Below are 22,786 nucleotides of genomic sequence, written 5' to 3'. Positions count from 1 at the left end.
TCGCCATGGGAGGCCCCTCCGTGATGGCGACGACCTTGGTCGGAAGTCATCTCACCACGGCGGGGCCTCTCGCTCTACCGATCTGTCAACGCGCTGACCGACCATTTCTGCCGAAACGAGACAATCCCCATAACTCCTATTCGGTATCAATCATCAGGATTGCCCACGTCCAGAGAGAGGCGTTTGAGGGCGCCGCTGACCGGACGCCGGCTAGGACGTAACTGCCCCAATGCAGAGTCGAGGCCGGCCGGTACGTTCAGGATGGTCGCCGTGCCCTTGACATTGGTCCCTGCAGCAATACCGGCCTGCGTGAGGGGGACGGCCATCCGAGTCATCGCCTGCATGCGGTTGGCAAGATGGTGAGCAATCGCTACCGGCCAGCGGACCACGGGGGCAGTCTTCGCTGCAGTGGAGGTTGCCAGGATGGCATCCCAGGCGGCGGCTGAGCCGGGCGAACCAGGGCCGAGGGGTACCGTTCTGGCCCCGTTGCCGCCCAGGGTAAGTAGGTCGGAGGCAGCTGGCTGGGCGTCTCGCCCGAGAGATTCGAGAGGCGGCGATGACTGGAATGTCACCTGTCCGACCGAGACACCCGACGCCGTCCCGACGGCGGCGGGAGATTCGGCAGCGACGGCGAGCGCAGTTGTACTGCCACTGATGAACACGACGTCGACCCAGTAGTTGGTCGAGTTCCAGCTGCTCGTCGGGAAGATGCCGCTCGGGCCGTAGGCGTAGACCCCGTTCGGGCCGTCCTCGCCGTCCCGCAGCGCCCGCAGCGGCGGGTTGGCGAACCCGGCGGCGGCGAAGTAGCTCGTGTTCTTGGAGTAGCGGCCGTTGGGGGCGTGGTAGGAGGCGACGTAGGTGGCGCCGGCGGCGATGGCCACCGGGCTGGCGAAGCTGACCTGCTGCCAGCCCGAGGCCGTCTCGCCGACGAAGGTCGCCTGGGCCAGCAGCGTGCCGCCGGCGGTCCAGAGGTGGCCGACGTGCGTGCCGGTGTTCTGCGGCCCCTTGTAGAAGCGGAGGCCGGTGACCTGGCCGGCGGCGTCGGCGCGGAACTTGACGCCGAGCTCCACCGCGCCGGCGTCGGGGTCGGTGATTACCGCCGGCGTCGTCGCATTATTCCAGAGGGAATTGGCACCGGCCGACTGGCCGCCGACCGTGAGGGTGATGCCCGCCCCGGGGGTTTCGAGATTGCCGCTGTCGTCGACCGCGCGGGTCTTGATGGTCACCGACCCGGACGAGATGGGTGTCCAGGTATAACTCCAGCTCCCGCGGCCGGTGACCGGATGCCATGTAGTCCCCCCATCAACCGAGAGCTCGACTCCGCCCACGACGCCGGCGCCGGTATCGGTCGCTGTCCCGGTGATTGTGACGGGACTGCCGCTCGAGACGTTCGAACCGGCGGCCGGCGAGGTGATCACGGAACTCGGGGCGACGGCGTCGGTCGAGGGGGTGGCCGTCACCAGGCCCGGTTGGAGCGTGGCGGGCAGGGCACCCATGTCGGCGAACAGGTTGACGGTCGCCTGCTTGATCCGCACGTCCGACGGGGGGCCGGAGCGATCGTGGTTCTCGTCCAGGCCCCAGGACCATTGCACCGTGCCGGCGCCAAAGACACGGGCGCCGCTGGGGTGCCGATAGAGCGTCAGGTGGTGGGTCGCCGTCCCCGACCCGTAGGTGGACCCGTGGTCCTGGAGGACCGGCGCGCCTTCGACGGTGGTCGTCGACATCCGGACCACGCCGGCGGGCCGGGACCCGTTGTCGGGGTCGACGTCCCACTCGTAGCCGAGCGTCTGGGCCGAGAGGGTGGCGGTCTGGCCCGCCCCGAGGGTCGCGACGCTCGTGTTGCGCCAGAGGCGCATCTTGCCGTCGGCCTCGGGGACCCGGATGGCGGTGGTCGCGCCGGCATTGACGAGGAAGAGGGTGCCAGTCAGGGCGTTCTCGGGTCGGCCGCCGTCGGCCGGCGGGCTGAAGCGGGGGTCGCGCCAGGTGCCGGTCCATTGGGGACTCGGGTCGATCTTCGCGCCGGCGTGCGTCTCCTTGTAGCAGACCAGGGTGCGGTAGGGCGTGCCCGAGGCGTCGATGCTATTCTCCCAGCGGGTCTTCCAGAAGACCTCGTTGCCGCTGAGGAAGGCCAGGTTGACGCCGGCCCCCCGGGCGGCCTCGACGTTGGCCCGCTGTCCGCCCGACCAATATTCGTCGTGGCCGACCGACAGGAACAGCCGGTGCTCGAGAATCTCTGCGCCGCGACGGTCGCTGTCGACCCCTGTGAAGTAGCTGACGTCGTAGCCGTTGGCCTCGAGCCAGCGGACCATCGGGTACTCGGCGTTGAAGACCCAATCCTCGGGGGCGTTGGCGCGGGTGTTGAACGGGCGGTTGTAGCTGACCTTGTAGGCGCGGCCGGCTGGCGAACCGACGTAGAGACTGTTGCCCCCGTAGCTGTTGTAGGCCTGCCAGGTTGTGTCGGAGGTCTGGAAGAGGATGTCGGATTGGCCGTCGTCGTCGCGGACGACGAAGACGACGTGGCTGGATCCGGCCACCCCGTCCTCGCGCACGAGCTTCGCGAAGTAGATGCCCGAGACGGCATCCGGCGGCACCGCCCACGACGCGGACACGGCCCAGTTGCCGTAATCGATGAGCCCGGTCGCCGCATTCTGAAGCGGGCCGGGCTGGGCCTGCGGTAGGGTCGCCGAAGGCTGGGCGGTCGCCACCTTGCGGGCCCCCAGCCCGCCGTAATAGCCCATCCGGTAGATGTCGAGGCGATAGTCGGTGGCGGGGGTCGCGATCTTGAAGAAGACCGTCTGGCCCTGGTCGACGCTGATCTCGGTCGTATAGCCCTGGATGCTCGAGGAGCCGGCGCCGCTGATGTCCCACTCGCTCGGGGGATTGCCGGGCAGCTGGTTCTCTGCGACGATCGCGTTCGTCGCCGCCGCGGCGGTGGTGAACGACCAGACGGCGTCGGCGGCCAGGGGGTTGCCGGCCAGGTCCTTGACCCCGGCGGAGCCGCCGACGACCGTCGCCGTGTAGCTCGTCCCGGCGGCGAGGTTGGCCGCCGGGTCGAGCGTCGCCGTTCGGGTCGCGGCGTCGTAGGTGACCGCGGCGGCGACGGCGCCGCCGCCCGGGCCGCTCAGGACGAAGGTGCTGGCGCCGACGGTGCTGGCGGTCATCGCCTCGCTGAAGGTGGCCGTGACGTTGGCCCCGACGGCCACGCCGGTGGCCCCGGCCGCCGGCGACCGCCCGGTGACCGTCGGCGCCGTCGTGTCGGCCCCCGCGGTGGTGAACGTCCAGGTGACGTTGGCGGCCAGGGCATTGCCGGCCAGGTCCTTGATCCGTGGGTCGGTCGTCCCGCCGCGCAGCCGCGCCGTGTAGGTCGTCCCGGCGGCCAGGTTGGCCGACGGGTTGAGCGTCGCCCGCCGGTTCGGCGCGTGATAGGTGACCGTGGCAGCGACCAGGTTGTTGGCCGGGTCGCGCAGCTCGAAGGTGGCCGTGCCGACGGTGGCTGGGTCGAGCGCCTTGCTGAAGGTGGCCGTGACGTTGGCCCCGACAGCCACGCCGGTGGCCCCGGCCGCCGGCGACCGCCCGGTGACCGTCGGCGCCGTCGTGTCGGCCCCCGCGGCGGTGGTGAACGACCAGACGGCGTCGGCGGCCAGGGGGTTGCCGGCCAGGTCCTTGACCCCGGCGGAGCCGCCGACGACCGTCGCCGTGTAGCTCGTCCCGGCGGCCAGCGCCGCGGCCGGCTGCAGCGTCGCGGTGCGGGTTGCCGGGTCGTAGCTGACCGCGGCGGCGAGCGGGGGGCCGCCGGCGGCGCTGAGCAGGAAGGTGGCGGTGGTCAGCGTGGACGCGTTGATCGCTTCGCTGAAAGTCGCCATGGCGACGGCATTGCCGGGCACGCCGGTGGCCCCGGCCGCTGGCGACCGCGCCGTGACCGTCGGCGCCGTCGTGTCGGCCACCGCGGCGGTGAATACGACGTCGACCCAGTAGTTGGCCGACTGGTATGTGCTGTTGGGGAAGCTGCCGCTGGGGCCGTAGCGGTAGACGCCGTTGCCGCCGTCCTCGCCGTCGCGCAGCAGCCGGATCGGCGGGTTTGCGATCCCCGCGGCGGCGAAGTACTGGCTGTCGAAGGCGTAGCGGCCGTTGGGGGCGTGGTAGGAGGCGACGTAGGTGGCGCCGGCGGCGATGGCCACCGGGCTGGCGAAGCTGACCTGCTGCCAGCCCGAGGCCGTCTCGCCGACGAAGGTCGCCTGGGCCAGCAGCGTGCCGCCGGCGGTCCAGAGGTGGCCGACGTGCGTGCCGGTGTTCTGCGGCCCCTTGTAGAAGCGGAGGCCGGTGACCTGGCCGGCGGCGTCGGCGCGGAACTTGACGCCGAGCTCCACCGCGCCGGCGTCGTTGGCCGAGACGATGGTCGGGGCCGTCGAATCGCCCCAGATGCTGTGGTCGCCGGGGGGGAGCGGGAGCGGGGCCGAGACCGTTGCGAAGGACCAGCTGATCGGGGCGATCGCGTTTCCGGCCGCGTCGGTGGCCCCGCTGAGCGTCGCGGTGTAGGTCGTCCCGGAAGCCAGCGGCGACGTCGGGTCGAGCGTCGCAGTGCGCGTCGCCGCGTCGTAGGTGACCGTGGCGGGCACGGCGACGCCGCCGGCGTCGCGCAGCGTGAGGGCGATCGTCGCGGCCGTCACCGGCTCGCTGAATGTCGCCGTCACGGAAGCGTCCGCGATGATGTTGAACGCCCCGTTGGGCGGCGACGTCGCCACCACCGTCGGCGCCGTCGTGTCGGCCGTGTACGTGGCCGAGATCGTGCCGCTGATCGCCTGGAAGAAGCCGTATTCGATGCCCTTGATCACCCCCGTCGTGAAGGGGACCGGGTTGCCGTCGCGGGAAATACTCGTCAGCCGGACCCCGGCGAAATTCATCGGCAGCATCGCCTGGAGGCCGTTCGCATCCGCAGCGGCTGAGATCGTGAAGGACAGCGTATTCCCGGTCCAGGAGATCGAGCCGAAGGACGAGTTGTTGCGGCCGTCGAGCCAGGTGAGCATCTGCCGCGCGGTGACGATCGGCACGCCGCGGGCCTTCGCCGAGGCGACGATCACATCGGATCCGAACGAGGACACGCTGTCGGTGTGCATATTGGCGGTGAAGACGCCGTAATAGCCCTCAGCCCCGAGCGCCCGGTCAAGCAGCGTGTTGATCGTGAACGAGTAGGACTGGCCGGACTCGTCGGTCATCTGCGTCGCGGCTTGGTAGACGTCGATCATCGTCCCGTCGACGTCCGCGAAGCGCATCGGTATGCCGGAGCCGGTGAAGAAGCCCGGGCGGTTGTTGACCCAGTTGGGTGGCCAGTAGTAGTAGTTGGTGTCGAGCCGGATCCCGTGCTTCAGCTCGACTTTCGGCTGGTTGACGTAATCGCTCCAGACGATGGCGTGGGTCCGGTGGGTCACGGGCGAGGGGACGCTGGAGTACTTCGTCCTCCACTGGCCGAGCTGGTCGGCGTAGAGCGCATCGAGCTCTTCGAATGAGGCCCAGTCGTTGAGGAAGGTGCTCAGGTGCAAGCCGACCTCGAAACCCTGCGCGTGATAATTCGCGGCCTGGGTATTGGTCAGGGGGGCGTTCGGGTAGAGGTATGAGGTGCCGCGGATCGTCTCCCAGCCGTCGACCGAGCCGCCCGGCGGGCTCGCGGCGAGGTACTGGTCGAACCGCCCGGCGGTCCCGCCGTTGGCGTGGTCGTCGCCGGTCATGAGCACGACCGCCTTCTCGCCGTTCGGGAAGTACCAGAAGCGCGGCAGGGGCTTCTCGTCGAGGTTCACGTGCTGGATGAGGTTGGCGAGCAAGCGCTGCTGCTCGTCCGCCTGCGGGATGGCGACCTTGTTCAGGTCGACCCAGTCGGGCTGCGGGTCGCCGACCGCGTTGCCGAAGAACAGGTCGCTGGAACGGATCGGCGTGAAGCCGTCGCGCTCCTGCCCGGCCCAGGCGGGATTGCCCTGTCGCGTGTAGACAACCGAGCGGGCCAGGTCGTAGGTGAAGGCCGCCGCCTGGCCGCCGTTCGTGCCGACGCTGCGCAGCGTCACGGCGGGGAATTGGGTGGGCGTGGTGGCATTCGCGTAAAGCGTGGCGAGGCTCGAGGCGCCGTTGAGCGAGTACCGGTCGGCCGTGCCGTGAAACTGCATCGACTCGCCGGTGATGCCGGCTCCGGGGGCCGACGCGGTGTTCACGCGCAGGTAGGCGTTGGCGCTCGACGCGGAGGCGTCGGAGAGGCCGAGCAGGCCGGCCAGCTTCTTGTCCGGGCGCATGGCGATCAGGTTCCCGCCGGCAGCGACCCAATCGCCGAGCATCGTGACCTGGGCCGTGGTCAGCGGCATCTCGCCGAGGATGACGACCTCATGGGCGGCGAGCGTCGCCGCCGAGGTCAGCGAGATATCGGTGACGGTGTAGGCGTTGAGGCCCTCGGCGCGGAGGATCTCCTCGTAATACCTACTGAACTGATTCGCGGCCGCGGTGACGACCAGGATCGGCCCGCCCGGCCCGATGTTCGCGGCCGGCCCCGGGGCGGCCGCGGTGGTGAACGTCGAGTTGAATGCGCCGGCCAAGGGGAGGCCGGCCCGGTCCCTCGCGCCTTGGTTACCATCCCTCCTGAGCCTGATCTGATAGTCGGTCGCGGGTTCGAGCGGGCGCTCCGGGATGAGCGTTGCGGTCCTCAGGGCGGCGTTGTACTGGACGCTGGCGGAGACCCGGGTTCCCGAACGCCTGTTGATCAGCTCGAAGGAATTCGAGTTGATCGTTGCGGGGTCCATCGGCTCGTCGAACTTGACGAGGACGTTCGTCCCGATGTTGACGTCCCTGGCGTTATTGTGCTTCGAGGCCTTCTTGACCTTGGGCGGATCCACGTCGTTACCATTCCGGCTCTTCTTGTGGTCGAACACGACGTCGACCCCGAAGAACGTCTCGCTGGATTCGGCGGGGAAGCCGCTCGCGCCCTCCTTGATGACGCCCTCCGATGCGCGGAGTGGCAGGTTATAGACGCCGAAGTCGGCGAAGTACTCGGCGGCTTCGGTGAAGTGCCCGGTCTGGGTGGAGTACGAGGCCACATACGTCTTATCCGGATCGATCTTCACGGCGTTGGCGAAGTCGACCTGCTGCCAGCCCGAGGCCGTCTCGTTGGCGAAGGTGGCGCTGGCCAGCAGCGTTCCGGTCTCGGTCCAGAGGCGGGCAACGTGCGTCCCGGTGTTCGCCGCTTGCTTGTAGAACCGCAGGCCGAGGATATAGCCCCGGTCATCGGAGGAGAACTTCACGCCGACCTCGGCCGGCCCGGCGTCGCCGCCGTCCGCCATCACAAACGTCGCACCATTCCAGATGCTGAACGGGCCCACCACCGACGCGGGTGTGTCCACCGCGGGTCGCTCGCCACCGCCTTCGCCACGATCCAGGAGGACTCGGCCTTCGAGATATTCCAGAGCAAACCGATTCTTCATCGATCGGAATTTGCTCCGATAGTGCTCGCGGCTCTGGGTTATTGATGGTCCGTTCATGATCGGCACTCCCTCAGCATCTAACACTTGGGTAGAAGGTCTAGCAGGGGCCACTGCCGGCCGCGATTGATCACGTATATCCCCGGCGAGAGCTACAGGGGACGCTGACCTGACGACTGCCTACGGCGTGCTCTGGGAGGGAGCGATATCGACGGTTCGCCGTAGGGGGCGGACGCACGTCGGCCATACTCGGGATCGCAGGTGGGGCCCGGACGGGCTGGCCACTGTCCCTCCCTTGCCCACCGCCGATCAACGGTTATTCGACTCCGTTGTGCGGACCCGGCATCGGGCTCGTCGTGGCCGAGGGCGGCATGCCTCTCTGCGGTCGGCCGGCGCGCGATGCCGGAGACGGGACTCGGGATGCCCAACGATCATAATGATTTGGATCACTGACTCCCGTCTAGAAAAAAATCTCTGCTTATCACGGATTTGGGGGATGGAAGCGGATGTCCATGTCAGCCCGTCCGACAGCGGCTATGCTGAGGGTCACGGATCTCCGCCTCGTGAGCCATCAGCAGGGACGACGCCATGCCGGCAGCCGACCCCACGTCCCCGCCCCTCCGGGGACAGAAGGCCATCTGTATCCCCCGCGCCCCGCAGAAGTATGAGCAGATCGCAGGCGATGCCGAGCGGTTCCGGGAGTATCTGGGCCAGCAGATCGAAGCCCATCCGGAACTGTTCCCATCCGAGATCCGGCGGGGCTACCGCATGAAGGACACCTACACCTCCCGCAAGGCCGGCTGGAGGCTCCGGCGGATCGACCTCCGCGACGGCCAGAGCTCCCTGGTCCGACCGTCGTTCTTGATGCCGTAGCTGACCGCCCACACCGAGGACGTGCAGGCCCCCCTTTTCTCCGCAAGTTCGCCGTCCCTGACTGGGCCCTGACCGAGGTCTTCGGGCGGGGCCCGATGTACTGGCATCGCCTGGGACGCACGCTTGGCCGATCCGGCCTGGTGGGGGCCACGGTCAAGGGACCGGAGCGGTTGCCCGGTCATCTGGTCGCCGACGAGAAGCACACGACCTTGGCCGGCGAGGAGGTCTACCTGGCGGCCACCGCCGGCGGCGGGTGCTGCCTGGGCCTGGCGTTGGCCGAGAAGGCGGATCAGGACGAGTTGACGAGGGCCTACGGCGTGTCCCGGGATGGGGTCCGGGACCTGGACCCGGAGTACCGGCCCCGGACGGTCAACACCGACGGCTGGGCCGCCACGCAGGCGGCCTGGCGGGCGTTGTTCCAGGGGGCGACGATCATCCTCTGCTTCCTCCATGCGTCCCTGGAGATCCGGGAGCGGGCCAAGCACCTGAAGGAGACCTTCGATGCCCTCCGGGGGCGGGTCTGGGGTGCGTATCACGCCCCGGATGCCCGCACCTTCTCGCAACGGCTTCGCCGGCTGCGGGAGGGGGCCCCGAAGCACATCGACAAGCCGATCGTGCGGGAGAAGGTGCTGTCACTGTGCGAGGAGCGCGAGGCGTTCGCCCTGGCCTACGCCCATCCCGGCTGCCCTCGGACGAGCAACCCGGTGGACCGGCTGTTGCGACGGCTCGACTGCCACCTGTCCTGCACGCAGCAACTGCACGGCAAATCGGCAGCGGCTGAGCAGGGGTTGCGAGGTTGGGCGTTGATCCACAACTTCGCCCCGATGTGCCCTTGGACGGTCCGAGAGACCCCCGAGTTGAGGAGCCCGGCGGAACGGCTCAACGGGAAGCGGTATCACCCCGACTGGCTCCAGAACCTGCTGATCTCGGCCTCACTCGGAGGGGATCGCAGGGCTCCCCGAAATCCGTGATAAGCAGCAGAACGCCGTACCGTCTCGTCGGAGATCGAAGGGACGACCTCCAGCTCGATGAGCTTGTCGGCCAAGAGCCGCATCGTCCAGGCCTTGCGGCCGTCCGGCGGCTGCGAGCAGGCCAGGGCGATCAGCCTGGCCTCGGCCCGCCCGTCCAGGGCCCGCTCCCGGCTGGGGCGGGCCTGCTTCTTACGGGCCAAGGCCGCTTCCAGCCCCTGCTCGACGAACCGCTGGCGGACCCGCTCGACGGTGGCGACGCTGACCTCGATGGCCTCGGCGATCCGGCCGTCGGGCCAGGCGGGCCCGCTCTCGGCGGTGTCGGCCTTGAGCAGGATGCGGGCGTGGGCCAGCTTCGGGGCGGCGGCCTTGCCGGCGGCGATGAGGTCGGAGGGGCCCTGACGCTCCTCGGCCGTCAGCGTGACGATGTACTTCTTCATGTCGATTCTCCTGAAGCGGTTATCGCCCCAGGAGAACCGATCCCAGCCCAGCCCTCAAGTCGTCAGTGGCCGACTACTTGGCCGACCACACCGAAGCAGATTGCGCCCGCCAGAGGTGACCCGCCGTTCCTGGGACGGTGCAGCGAGGTGCTCGCGTCGGGCAGGCGGGGAGCCACCTCGGTTTTCCTGCGGGGCAGCGGCGGTTCCGCACGGGGACGGGCCTTCGCGCGATCCTACGGGCAGTGGCTGGCGGAGCCGGCTCGTGTGCCATAACCGGTTGTGATGTTGTAATATGCGGCCTCAGAAGCCGGTCCACCCGACCCATGGAAGTGGCGATCGACAGCCCCGAGCCCGGTCCGCATCGAAGGGGATGCCCATAGGTCGTGGATCGTGAGACGGGCGTCGCTCTCTTGCTCGATGGGTCCGGTCGGGTAAGAAAAAACCGGGGACCTGTCCCGCTTCCCGCTTGATTCGCGGATCATCTGGAGGGAGGCCCCGCATGAGTCGATCGCCGACCGAATCCGAATGCCTCGCCGAGCGGTTGCTCGCGGGCGACCGCGGCGCCGCCGAGGCCCTCTTCGTCCGCCATCGCAAGCGGCTGCGGGCCATGGTCGATCTCCGCCTAGATTGGGTGCTCCGCGGTCGGGTCGACGCCTCGGACGTCCTGCAGGACGCCTACCTCGACGTGGCCCGCCGGCTCGACGACTACCTGCTCGACCCGAAAATCCCGCCGTTCCTCTGGTTGCGATTGATCGTCGGAGAGCGGCTGATCTCCCTGCATCGGCATCACCTCGGGGCGCAGATGCGTGACCCGGCCCGCGAGGTCTCGCTCTACCGCGGCGCCATGCCCGAGGCCAGCTCGGCGGCCCTCGCATCCCGGCTGATGGGAGAACTGACCTCCCCCAGCGAGGCCGCCATCCGGGCCGAGCGGACCCTCAAGCTGCAGGAGGCCCTCAACGCCCTCGACCCGATCGACCGGGAAGTCCTGTCCCTGCGTCACTTCGAGCAGCTCACGCGGGGAGAGACGGCGCAGGTGCTCGGCATCACCGAGTCGGCGGCAGCCAAGCGGTATGTTCGCGCCCTGAAGCGGCTGAAGGCGACCCTGGCGGACTTGAACGGGGGATTGGAGGGGATCTGAGCCATGGCCTCGTCCTCGTATTCCGACTCCGGGCCGTACACGCTGATCGATCGGCTGGCCGAGGAGTTCGCCGAGCGTTTCCGACGCGGCGAGCGGCCCTCCCTGAAGGAGTACATCGACCGTCATCCCGACCTGGCCGGCGAGATCCTGGAGCTGTTCCCGGCCCTGGCCCGGCTCGGGCAGGCCGAGGAGCAGTTGCGTCGGGAAGAGTCCGACGACGCCCCGCGTCCGGCCTTGCACCGGCTCGGCGACTACCGGATCGTCCGCGAGATCGGCCGGGGCGGGATGGGGGTCGTCTTCGAGGCCGAGCAGGTCTCGCTGGGGCGACGAGTGGCGTTGAAGATCCTGCCGCACCATGCCTTGCATGACCGGACCTCGGCCGAGCGATTTCGTCGCGAGGCCCGGTCGGCGGCCCGGTTGCACCACACCAACATCGTCCCGGTCTTCGAGGTGGGCCAGGATGGGGATATCAACTTCTACGCGATGCAGCTGATCCGGGGTCAGGGGCTCGACGCGGTGATCGCGGAGCTACGCCGGCTCCGGGCTCTCCCCCCCTCCGGCGGGCCGGCCCCATCAATCCCGGCCGCCCAGTCGGCGATCGTCGGCCCCCCGGCCGGGGGGGGACGCTGCCCGGGCCCCCGACGGCCGAGGTGAGCCGGATGGCCCGGTCGCTCCTGACCGGACGGTTCGTGCCTGGAGGTCCTGCCGGCACGACGATCGGGGCGCCCGTTCGGCCGGGGGCCTGGACTGTCGAGCCCACCATGGCCGAGGGCGGGGGCGGCCCCGGACCGGTGCCGGGGGCCGAGGGCGATGGCCGCGACGCTAGCGATCCTCCCCCGTCCCGGGGATGGGAGTCCGTCCGGGGGCCTGCCGTGCCCGGACGGCCCGACTCCTCGGCCGTGCTCCCGGGAGGGTCGCAGCTCTCGTCGGCCCTGCACAAGCACCGCCCATTTTACCGGAGCGTCGCCCACGTCGGCCTCCAGGCCTCCCAGGCCCTGGCGTACGCCCACGCCCGGGGCATCCTGCACCGCGACATCAAACCGTCGAACCTGCTGCTGGACGCCGACGGCGTCGTCTGGGTCGCCGACTTCGGCCTGGCCAAGGCCGACGACGACGGCCTGACCCGCACCGGCGACCTGCTGGGGACGCCCCGCTACATGGCCCCCGAACGATTCCGCGGCGAGGGGGACGCCCGCGCCGACCTCTACGCGCTGGGCCTGACCCTGTACGAGCTGCTGACGCTCCGACCGGCCTTCGAGTCGTCCGACCGCCTGCGGCTGATCGAGCGGATCAAGTCCGAGGAGCCGACGCGGCCCCGGTCGCTCGACGCGCGGATCCCGCGCGACCTGGAGACGATCCTCGCCAAGGCGACCGAGAAGGACCCGCGCCGGCGCTACGGCTCGGCCGACGAGCTGGCCGAGGACCTGCGTCGCTTCCTCGGCGGCGAGCCGATCCGGGCTCGGCGGGTCGGCGAGGCCGAGAAGGCATGGAAGTGGGCCCGGCGCCGGCCGGCTCTGTCGGCCACACTCGCCCTGCTGGCGGCCTCGATGGTCGCCGGCTCCGCAATCTCGGTCTCCTTCGCGATCCGCGCGAACAGGAACGCCATGCAGGCCACCGAGCGGGCCTTGGCCACCCGGCTCGCCCAGGCGGAGGCCGAGGAGGCCCTAGACCGCGCCGAGCGAGTCGAGCGGGCTGCCCGGCTCCAGTCGGCCGGCTTGCTGATCGACCACGGCCTGGGGATGGCGGGACGAGGCGAGGTCGGGACCGGCCTGCTCTGGATGCTGGAGGCGTTGCGCACCGCCCCGGCGGACGACGTCGACCTCCGCCGGGTGATCGGGGTCAACCTGGCCGCCTGGGGCCGGAGATTGACCCGGCTGAGGGCAGTCATACCCTGCGAGTCGGTCGTGCAGGGTGTCGCCATCCGGCCGGACGGATTGATGATCGCATCCGGGCACGCCGACGATCGCGTCCGCCGCTGGAACCCCCTCACCGGCCGGGAGATCGGCCCTCCCCTGGGTGAGGCCGGCCACCGGGGAGGCCCCTTTGCCGTCCACTTCAGCCCCGACGGGGGGACCCTCTTCGCGGCACACGCCGATCGGATCCAGCGCTACGATCCGGCGACCGGCGAGCCGATCGGCCGGCGGTGGCACGTGCCGACCGACGGGGGGGGTCCCCCCCTGGGAAGCTCCTCATCCGGCCGGACGGCGGCCTCATAATCGCCACTGCGGAGGGGGCGGCCCAGTTCGCCTACCTCGACCCCAGGGCCGGGGGGCCGCTGGACGACTCGGGGCGGGTCCTGGGCGGCGGGCCGGCCATGAGCCGCTTCCTCCCGGACGGCCGCCTGTTCGTCGTCAGGGAGGCGAAGGGCGAGGGGCTTGAGATCACGCTCTGGGATTCGGAGGGGCGGAGACGGCTGGCCGGCCCGTGGACCAGTCCGCTGGGGATCGTCACCGTGAGCCCCGACGGGCGGTCCTATTACAAGGTCTCCAGCAACGAGCGTTCCGGGCGGTTCTGGATCAAGCAGTTCGACATGGCCACTGGACGGGCCGTCGGCATCCCGACCGAGATCCCCGCCACGCGACAGGGCCCGCTCTGGACCCCCGACGGCCGGGTTGCGTTGCTGGTGAACGGCGTCGGCCGCGTCCGCGTCTACTTGCCGATCGACGCGACCGTCCCCGACCCCTTCCGGCCGCTCGACGAAGGGGCGGTCGCCGTCAGCCCGACCGGGCGCTGGTTCGCGGTCGCCCGGACGGATCACCTGGCCGTCTTCGAACCCGGCGACGACTGGACGGACACGGTCGCGCAGCTGGCGGTCGGGCCGTCGGCGGCGGTCGGCGAGAACGAGGCGCCTCGGATCGCCGCCAGCCCCGACCGGACGACGGAACTCCTGCCGCTCTGCGCCGAGCCGGGCGCCGTCGAGATCGTGCTGCGGGAGGCAGACTCGGGCCGCCCGATCGGGCCGGGCCTCCGGATCCCGGTCGAGGGGGACGCCCCCCCGATCACGGCGGCCTTCAGCCCCTCGGGACGGCTGGTGGCGGTGGCCTCGGGCATGACGACCCGGTTGCTGGACGCCCGTTCCGGCGCGTCGATCGGCCCGCCGCTGGCCCACGACGACACGGCGACTTGCCTTGCCTTCAGCCCCGACGGCGACATGCTGGCAGTCGGCAACCCGGGCGGCGGGGTCAGCCTCTGGGACGTGGAGGCGGGCCGGCCGGCGCGAGCCCCCCTGGCCCTTCCGGGTGCCGTCCGGGAGGTCGTGTTCTTCCCCGGCGGTCGCCTCGCCATCCGCAGCGACTCCGCCCGGCCCGGCGTCGAGGTGGTCCGCCTCTGGGACGCGGGGGGCGGGCGGCCGATCGGCCCGGAGATCGTCCTCGATGGCGACGACGACATCGTCTACAGCCCGGACGGCGACCGAATCATGCGACTGAGCAAGAACACCGTCCGGTTCGTGGAGACGCAGACCGGACGGGCCGCCGGCGAGCCGCACCAGCTCTTCCGCGAGCACATCCGGCGATCGCAGGGGGTCAGCACCGCGGCCTTCGCGGGCGACCGCCTGGGGGTGATCGGCACCGGCAAGGGGACCATCCGGCTGTTCGACGCGACGACCGGCCGGCCGATCCCCGGCATGGCGATGAGCCACCCGGGCCGGGCCCCCGTCCTCGGGCTGGCCGTCTCCCCCGACGGCCGATCCGCCCTGACCGGCCACCTCGACGGGACCGCCTGCCTGTGGGACCTGACCACGTCCAGGGCGATGGGGCCCCCGGTTCGGGCCTGCCGTGAGGTCGTCGCCGTGGCCTTCTCGCCCGACGGCCGCTGGGCGATGCTCGTGTCCCCCCGGGGCCGGACCTGGCGTTGGCCCGTCCCGGGGCCAGTCGACGTCGACCCGGATCGGCTCGCCCTTCAACTGGAGCTCGAGACCGGCGTGCGGCTCGCCCCCGGCCCGACCGCCGTCGAGCTCACCGAGCGACAGTGGCTCGAGCGCCGGGATCGGCTCCTGTCCATGGGCGCGGACCCGTCCTCCCCGCTCGTCCCGAGGCCCGACGACCTCGAGTGGCACGCCTTCCGCGCCTTCGAGGCCGAGGAGGTCGAAGCGATCGAAACGGCGGCGTGGCACCTGGAGGTCCTGTCCCGGCTCCGTCCCGGGGACTGGACGATCCCGGCCCGCATCGGGGCGATGCTGGCCGACGCCGGCCGGCCGGGCCGGGCCTCGGCGGTGTGCGACTGGGCGGAGGCGGACGCCGAGGCCGGGGAGGTCGCTTCCTGGTATCGCCTCCGGGCCTTGGAGGCCCTGGCGAGCCGCCGATTCGAGGCCGCCCGCCGCGACCTCGACCGGGCCCTGGCCCGGGTCCCGGACGACGCCCGAGCCCTGGCCGACCGCGCCCTCTCCCGATCGGCGCTGGGGGACGACGCCGGGGCCGACGCCGACACCGCCCGCGCCGTCGCCCTTGCCGAAGACGGCGACCTCCTCGTTGTGCTGGGTTCCCGGCTCGCGGCGGCGGGACGCTGGGAAGAGGCCCGGGTGCCCTTCGCCCGGGCCGTCGCCACGGCCCCGATGACCCTCCTCGATCGGGAGCGGGCGGCGCTCGCGCTGCTCCGAGCCGGGGACAGTGAGGCCTTCCGCCTCCTCGTCGATCGCCTGATCGAGGCCCTGCGAGAGCCGCCGGCCTCGCCGACACGTCTCCTGGTCGAAGCCAGGCCGGGGCTACTGGGCCCGACGAACCCGGAGCAGGCCGGCCGCATCGCCGCGATCCTGGATCGCGAGTGCGACCGCCTCGCCCGTCGGCCCGATGTCCCGGCCGAACTGAGGCACTCGATCCACTCGGCTGCTGGGGCCGCGATGTACCGTGCCGGGCGCCATGCCGAGGCCGTCGACCGGCTGGAGGAGGGGATCGCCGCCCGAGGGGGCAACATCCAGCCCTGGGACGACGCCTTCCTGGCCCTGGCCCATCAGACCCTCGGCCACCGCGACGAGGCCATGCACCACCTCGATCGCCTAGCCGACGTCGCGCCCCGCCAGAACTTCTGGGAGGCCCTCGAATATCGCCTGCTCCGCCGGGAGGCGGAGTCCGTCATCCGTCCCGATCTCGGGTTCCCCGGAGATCCCTTCGACCGCGACTGAGTGAGCGATCTCCCCCAATCCGAGTCGCCAGCCGGCCGAGCGAGGGCCGACCGACCTTCGTGCGAGCTGGTCGCAGGGGCCCGGGCCCCGACCGTTTCGACCCCGCAACCCTTGAGGAGTCCCGCCGATGACTCGAGCGCCGCACCGCCTTAACGACCGAGGGCCGTCGCAGATGAACCGTCGAGGTCGATCCCGGCGAGGCCGGCGTCCCGATCTGGAATGCATGGAGGATCGCCGCCTGATGGCGACATTCTCGGTCACCTCGATCGCGGACGAGGTGAGCGACAATGGGACGACCAGCCTCCGGGAGGCGATCGCCCTGGCGGCCTCGAACCCGGGCGACGACCTCATTACCTTCGCCGATGGGCTGTCCGGGACGATCGCCCTGTCGCTGGGGGAGTTGGTCCTCGATGACAGCTCGGGGCTCGTCGAGATCAGGGCCGGCGCCGGGGTGTCGACGATCGACGCCGGCGGGACGAGCCGGGGGCTCTCCGTGCGCGCCGGCACGACGGCGAGCCTGGTCGGGCTGACGATCACCGGCGGCCGGGCCACCGATTTCGATGGCGGGGGCGGCATCCTCAACGCCGGGTCCCTGACGCTCGACGGCGTCGCCGTCAGCGACAACCAGGCGGCGAATTCCGGCGGCGGCCTGGCCAACCGCTCGGGCGTGCTGACGATGACGGACTCCGTCGTCAGCGGGAACACCGCCCCCTTCAGCGGCGGCGGCATCCTCAACAGCGGCACGATGACGGTGACCGGCTCGACGATCGGCGGCAACAGGACGACGTCCCCGTACAGCGGCGGGGGCGGCCTGAGCAACTCCGGCGTGCTGACGCTGGTCGGGGCCACCGTCAGTGGCAATGCGGCGGCCTCCGGCGCCGGGCTCTCAAGCAGCGGCCTGCTGGAGTTGAGAGGCAGCACTGTCCGGGACAACGCGGCCAGCCGTGGCGGCGGCGGCATCATCGCCCGCTACGGCACGATGGCGCTGATCGACAGCACCGTCAGCGGCAACTCGGCGGCCTGGAACGGAGGCGGGCTCTACAACTACGGCGGTCGGATCACGCTGACCAGGAGCACCGTCAGCGGCAACTCGTCGATGCAGCGGGGCGGCGGCCTCGACAACTACTACGGCGGTACGATCACCCTGGACGAGTCGACCATCAGCGGCAACTCCGCGACCACGGGCGGCGGCCTCTCCAGCCTCGGCGGCCGGGTCACGCTGACCGGCAGCACCGTCAGCGGCAACGTGGCCTCCGACCAGGGCGGAGGGCTCGCCATCCTGTACGGGACGATCCGGGTGGTCGGCAGCACCCTCTCCGGGAATCGCGCCGACTCCGGGGGCGGCCTCGCCCACTTCGGAGGGGACCTGGAGCTGCTCAACAGCACCGTCAGCGGGAACAGCGCGACGGGGGACGGAGGCGGGCTGTTGAACCGGAGGACGCTCAGGCTGATCCACGTCACCCTCACCGACAACCGGGCCGACGCCGACGGCGACGGCGACGGCTCGGGCGGCGGGGTCTTCACCGAGGGCTCGTCCTCCACGCAACTGGTGAACAGCATCATCTCGGGCAACCGGCGGGGGAGCGGGGAGACACCGGACGACCTGGGAGGATCCCCTCCTGCCCCGGGCAGCGCAGGCAACCTCGCCGGATCGACGGCCGAGGGCCTCGACCCGACCGTCAACCTCGTCGGCATCGACGACCCGCGCCTGGGGCCGCTGGCCGATAACGGGGGGCCGACGTTCACCCACGCCCTGCTGCCCGACAGCCCCGCCGTCGACGCGGCATACATCCTGCCCGGCGTGACGACCGACCAGCGCGGCCAGCCCCGCCACCTGGGAGGCTCGCCGGACGTCGGGGCCTTCGAGCGTGAGGGGCCGCCGCCCGGGGATCGCGAGCCGGGGGGGCTGGTCGTGACGACGCTCGACGACGTGTTCAACCCCTTCGACTTCCGGACGACGTTGCGCGAGGCGATCGTCTTCGCGTCGTCGCGACCCGGCGACGACGCGATCACCTTCGACCCGGCGCTGGCCGGCTCGATCTCCGTCCTGTCCGCCCTCTATGGCGAGTTGACGCTGGCCGACGGCTCGGGGGCCGTGGCGATCGACGGCCGGGGCGTGATCACCCTGGACGCCCGAGGCGCGGGCCGGGTGCTCCGGGTCGGGCAGGGGACGACGGCCACGCTCTCGGGCCTGACGATCACCGGCGGCCGGGTCGTCGGCTTCGGGGGGGGGCGGGGGCATCCAGAACTCCGGCGTGTTGACGGTCGTCGACAGCACGGTCGCCGGGAACTCCGCCGGTGGGGGTGGCGGCATCTCCAACGACCAGACCGGGATCCTGGCGGTGCTGCGGAGCTCCATCGTCGGCAACCAGGCCGACTCGGGTGGCGGCATCGACAACAACAATCAGAACTTCTTCGGCGACTCGGAAGGAGGGGTCGTCACGCTGATCGACAGCACCGTCAGCGGCAACTCGGCCACGTTCGCCGGGGGCGGCCTGAGCGACTACACGGGGCGGTGGACGCTGATTAATTGCACCGTCAGCGGGAACACCGCGGGCGGCCGGGGGGGCGGGATCTGGGGCGCCGCGTCGAATCTCGGCGGCGGGCGTGGCATTCGCCCGTCCGAATTCACGCTGCTCCACACGACGATCACCGACAACCGGGCCCTCGGCGAGTTCGACAACCTCACCGGCCTGGCGGCCGGGGGCGGGATCGCGTTCGAGGCCTACGGCGGCGGCACGCGGATCTCGCTGGGCGGGGCGCTCTCCCTGTCCAACTCGATCGTCGCCGGCAACTGGCGGGAGGAGGGCGGCGCCGGCCCGGTCCCCGACGACATCGACCCGCTCGGTGCGGTGCCCACCGGCACGGGCAACGTGGTCGGCACCGGCGGCGGCGGGATGGATGCCCGCGAGAACTTCCTGGGCGTCCTCGACCCCCGGCTCGGGCCGCTGGCCGACAATGGCGGGCCGACCCGCACGCACGCCCCCCTGGCCGACAGCCCCGCCGTCGACACCGGCGTGGATGCCCTCTCCGTCGGCCTCGACGGCATGCCCCTGTCGAACGACCAGCGCGGGCCCGGGTTCCCCAGGAGGGGCGGCACCGCGGTCGACGCCGGCGCCATGGAGTCGGGCTTCTCCGTCGATCGGTCGGCCCCGGAGGCGAGCAGTCTGGTCGTGACGACCCTCGACGACCTGTCGGATCGCTTCGACGGCCAGACGAGTCTCCGCGAGGCGCTCTCTTATGCCGCCGACCTGCCGGGGAGCAGGTCGTCACATTCGTCGGCGGCCTGGCCGGGGTCGTGACGCTCCGCGGGACACTGATCCTGGGACGCGACCCGGAACCAGTCACGATCGACGGCCGCGGCCTCATCACGCTCGACGCAGGGGGATCGGGACGGGTCGTCCGCATCCTCGAGGGGACGACGGCCACGCTCGCCGGATTGTCGATCCGCGGAGGCCAGCTCGCCTCCTTCGGCGGCGGGGGCGGCGTCTTCAACGACGGCGAGCTGACCCTGGTCGACAGCACCGTCAGCGGCAATTCGGCGAGTTTCGGCGCGGGCCTCTTCAACTACGGATCGCTGACCCTGATCCGCAGCACGATCACCGGCAACACGGCCGAGGACCCGGATGGCTTCTTCGGCGGGAACGGCGGCGGGGTCACGAATTATTACGGCGAGCTGATGCTCGTCGACAGCGTGGTGAGCGGCAATCGGGCGGGCTTCGCCGGCGGCGTTCAGAACAACGCCGGTACCCTGACCCTCCTGCGCACCGTCGTCCGGGAGAACGTGGCGGCCGAGGGCGGGGGCGGCGTGTCCTCCTGGGGAGGGTCCTCGGCCATCATCGACAGCACGATCAGCGGCAATTCCGCCAGGACGGGAGGCGGGATCGTCGGGTCGAATCTGACGATCCGGGGCACCACGATCGAGGGCAACGCCGCCGCAGATGACGGCGGCGGGCTGAGCGTCGGCGGCGGGACGACGCTGGTCGATAGCACAGTCGTCGACAACACCGCCGGGCGCGACGGCGGCGGGCTGTCCTCCAGCTACGGGAGGATGGCGCTGGTCAACAGCACGGTCGGCGGCAACTCCGCCGGCCAGAACGGCGGGGGGATCTCCAACGCGGGGAGCCTGGTGCTGATCCACGCGACGCTCACGGCCAATCGCGCGGGCTCCGGCACGGGGGGCGGCCTCTATACATCACCACCCAGCTACTCCTACTACTCCAACCAACCTGGGGGGACGTCGCGGCTGGTGAACACGATCGTCTCGGGCGACACCCGGGGCGAGGACGGGACGCCGGACAACCTGGGGGGCGCCGCCCCGACCCCGGGCAGCGCCGGCAACCTGGTCGGCTCGGGCGAGGTCTCGCTCGACCCGGCGTTCAACCTCGTCGGCATCGACGACCCGCGCCTGGGGCCGCTGGCCGACAACGGCGGGCCGACCCCCACCCACGCCCTGCTGCCCGACAGCCCCGCCATCGACCTGGGCATCTACCTCATCGACCCCACGACCGACCAGCGCGGGGTGTCTCGGCTCCAGGGCATCACCCCGGACGCCGGGGCGTTCGAGTTCGAGGCGGCGCCCCCCCGGGCCCCCGAGGCAAGCAGCCTGATCGTCTCGACCCTCGAGGACGTGGTCGATCCCTACGACGACCTCACCAGCCTGCGCGAGGCGCTTGCCTTCGCTGCCTTGCGGGCCGGAGACGACGCGGTCACCTTCGATCCGTCCCTCTCCGGCACGATCGTCGTCCGGCCGGAGCCATACGGCGACCTGACGCTGGCCGACGGCTCAGGCTCGGTGACGATCGACGGCCGGGGGGTCATCACTCTCGACGCCCGGGGAGCCGGACGCGTCCTGGCCATCGAGGCCGGCACGACGGCCACCCTCGTCGGCCTGACGATCACCGGCGGCCGGCTCGAGGGGAATCGACAGCGAGGCGGCGGGATCCTGAATCTCGGAGTCCTCACGCTGGCCGACAGCGTCGTGCGGGACAATTCCGCCCCCTTCGGGGGGGGGCTCTTCAACGATGGCGGCTCCCTGACGCTGGTGCGCAGCGTCGTCAGCGGCAACGTCGCCCAGTTCAACGGCGGCGGCGCCGTCAACAGCCGGGGCGAGATGACGGTGATCGACAGCACCATCCGCGACAACGAGGCGGGGGCCGCCAACCCCTACGGCTCCGCCGGCTACGGGGGGGCCTGTTGGATGAAGGTGGGACGCTGACGATCACCGGCAGCATCCTCACCGGCAACTCGGCCCGGCCGGGGCGGTATGGCGGCGGGAGCGGCGGGGGCCTCTTCTCCACCGGAGAGGCGACCCTGACGGAGAGCACCATTTCCGGCAACTCGGCCGAGCGACTCGGCGGCGGCATCGCCAACGACGGCACGGTGACGATCCGGGGGGCCACCGTCCACGGCAACACGGCGGGCGACTACGGGGGCGGCATCCAGTCGTTCGGCACGCTCACCGTCACCGGCTCGACGATCGTCGGCAACGCCACGGGGTTGGACGGCGGCGGGATCTCCAACGCCTGGAGCGGGCAGATGACGCTGGAGACCTCGATCGTGCAGGGCAACTCGGCCGGGCGCGACGGCGGCGGCATCGCCAACTTCGGCCGCCTGACCCTCGCCGCCAGCACCCTCGCCGGGAACTCGGCCGGGCGACTCGGTGGCGGACTCGCCAACGAAACCTCCGCCTCCGAGGCGACCTTGACCAACGTCACGATCAGCGGCAACTCGGCCGGGCGCGACGGCGGAGGCGTGGCGAACCTCGGCGGCTTGACGCTGACCCACGCCACGCTGACCGCCAACCGGGCCGACAACGATGGTGACGGGACCGGCCGGGGCGGCGGGATCAGCAACGCCGGGATGGCCACCCTCTCCAACTCGATCGTCTCGGGCAACCGGCTGTCCCTGTCCGGGGAGGCCGACAACCTCGCCGGCGCCGCTTTTGTGGCGTCGAGCCGGGGCAACCTCGTCGGCTCGGGGGAGGTCTCGCTCGACCCGGAGGCCAACCTCGTCGGCGTCGATGACCCGAGGCTCGGGCCGCTCGCCTTCAACGGCGGGCCCACCATGACGCACGCCCTGCTGCCCGGCAGCTTGGCGATCGACGCGGCGCTGGAGGAGTTCGCCGCCGAGGCCGACCAGCGCGGCGTCTCCCGGCCGCGCGGCTCGCGGGCCGACATCGGGGCGTTCGAGCTCAAGACGCTCGACGTCGTCCGCTTCGCGCTGCAGGGCGGCCAGCGTCAGCGGTCCTTCATCCGCACCATCGAGCTCGATTTCGCCAACGGGCTGGGGCTGCTCCGGGGGCTGATCGACCGCGGGGGCGTCCGCCTGATGCGGTACGGACTCGACGGCTCCGGGCCCGGGGAGGCGGTCGACCTCGATGATCTGCTGGCCGTCCGGGGCAACACGCTGGTCTTCGACTTCGGCGTCCAGGGCCTCGGCGGCAACCGCAACCAGAGTTTCGGCGATGGCTACTACGTCATCGAGGTCGACACCGACGGGGACGGCTCCTTCGAGACCACCCGATCGTTCCATCGCCTGCTCGGCGACGTGGACGGCGACGGCACCGTCGGCGACCTCGACCTGGCCCTGATCCTCGACGGCGTCCGCCGGCCGTACACCCCGGAGCTCGACGTCAACGGCGACGGCGTGGTCAACGCGGCCGACCGGGTGCTCGCCGGCCGCAACCGTGGCAAGTTCCTCGACCCCGGCCTGCACCGGGACGCCTGATTTCGTCCCCCCGGTCGCCACGATTGGTCGGGGCGACCGGCCCCTCGTACCTCCCCTTGTCAGACATC

The 22,786-nt window shown here is 71.1% G+C and carries 12 protein-coding genes; 10 read left to right on the top strand and 2 right to left on the bottom strand.

Features of this window, described 5'->3' with window-relative positions; translation table 11 throughout:
- Positions 1-146 precede the first annotated feature (146 nt).
- On the bottom strand, positions 147-7,373 hold the full coding sequence (locus ElP_RS21305; protein ID WP_197446257.1) for a DUF4082 domain-containing protein: 7,227 nt from the start codon (positions 7,371-7,373) through the stop codon (positions 147-149).
- Between the two features lie 666 nt (positions 7,374-8,039).
- Here ElP_RS21305 and ElP_RS21300 point away from each other — a divergent pair.
- Both ElP_RS21300 and ElP_RS38460 read left to right on the top strand, forming a co-directional pair.
- Positions 8,040-8,324 carry a hypothetical protein gene (locus ElP_RS21300; protein ID WP_145267830.1) on the top strand — a complete coding sequence of 95 codons (285 nt, stop codon included), beginning with the start codon at positions 8,040-8,042 and terminating at the stop codon, positions 8,322-8,324.
- Positions 8,325-8,419: 95 nt separating this feature from the next.
- Entirely contained in the window at positions 8,420-9,295 is an 876-nt protein-coding gene (locus ElP_RS38460) for a hypothetical protein (protein WP_197446243.1), read from the top strand.
- Here the strand turns inward: ElP_RS38460 and ElP_RS21290 are convergent.
- On the bottom strand, positions 9,220-9,732 hold the full coding sequence (locus ElP_RS21290) for a helix-turn-helix domain-containing protein (protein ID WP_145272707.1): 513 nt from the start codon (positions 9,730-9,732) through the stop codon (positions 9,220-9,222). The genes ElP_RS38460 and ElP_RS21290 overlap by 76 nt on opposite strands.
- Before the next feature lie 499 nt (positions 9,733-10,231).
- Between ElP_RS21290 and ElP_RS21285 the strand changes: the two genes are divergently transcribed.
- The 8 genes from ElP_RS21285 (at position 10,232) to ElP_RS21255 (ending at position 22,718) form a co-directional block, all read left to right on the top strand.
- Entirely contained in the window at positions 10,232-10,870 is a 639-nt protein-coding gene (locus tag ElP_RS21285) for a sigma-70 family RNA polymerase sigma factor (protein WP_145272705.1), read from the top strand.
- 3 nt (positions 10,871-10,873) lie between these two features.
- The gene (locus ElP_RS21280) at positions 10,874-11,524 is read left to right on the top strand and encodes a protein kinase domain-containing protein (RefSeq protein WP_145272702.1); all 651 of its coding nucleotides are present in this window, start codon (positions 10,874-10,876) and stop codon (positions 11,522-11,524) included.
- Between the two features lie 218 nt (positions 11,525-11,742).
- The gene (locus ElP_RS21275; protein ID WP_197446256.1) at positions 11,743-13,086 is read left to right on the top strand and encodes a serine/threonine-protein kinase; all 1,344 of its coding nucleotides are present in this window, start codon (positions 11,743-11,745) and stop codon (positions 13,084-13,086) included.
- Complete coding sequence (locus ElP_RS21270; RefSeq protein ID WP_145272699.1) at positions 13,014-15,989, top strand: WD40 repeat domain-containing protein; 2,976 nt, start codon at positions 13,014-13,016, stop codon at positions 15,987-15,989. The genes ElP_RS21275 and ElP_RS21270 overlap by 73 nt, the downstream gene beginning before the upstream one ends.
- A 241-nt stretch (positions 15,990-16,230) precedes the next feature.
- A complete protein-coding gene (locus ElP_RS21265) occupies positions 16,231-18,519 on the top strand; it encodes a CSLREA domain-containing protein (RefSeq protein ID WP_145272697.1) in 2,289 nt (762 codons plus the stop codon).
- 367 nt (positions 18,520-18,886) lie between these two features.
- The gene (locus ElP_RS40985) at positions 18,887-19,291 is read left to right on the top strand and encodes a choice-of-anchor Q domain-containing protein (protein ID WP_315852680.1); all 405 of its coding nucleotides are present in this window, start codon (positions 18,887-18,889) and stop codon (positions 19,289-19,291) included.
- Entirely contained in the window at positions 19,288-21,207 is a 1,920-nt protein-coding gene (locus tag ElP_RS21260) for a choice-of-anchor Q domain-containing protein (RefSeq protein ID WP_145272695.1), read from the top strand. Before ElP_RS40985 ends, ElP_RS21260 begins: the two co-directional genes overlap by 4 nt.
- Positions 21,186-22,718 carry a dockerin type I repeat-containing protein gene (locus tag ElP_RS21255; protein WP_145272693.1) on the top strand — a complete coding sequence of 511 codons (1,533 nt, stop codon included), beginning with the start codon at positions 21,186-21,188 and terminating at the stop codon, positions 22,716-22,718. Before ElP_RS21260 ends, ElP_RS21255 begins: the two co-directional genes overlap by 22 nt.
- Positions 22,719-22,786 lie beyond the last annotated feature (68 nt).

It is taken from the genome of Tautonia plasticadhaerens, assembly GCF_007752535.1.
Classification (GTDB): domain Bacteria; phylum Planctomycetota; class Planctomycetia; order Isosphaerales; family Isosphaeraceae; genus Tautonia; species Tautonia plasticadhaerens.
Note: the sequence above shows the minus strand (reverse complement) of the source record. Positions and strands in the feature narration are given on the sequence as shown.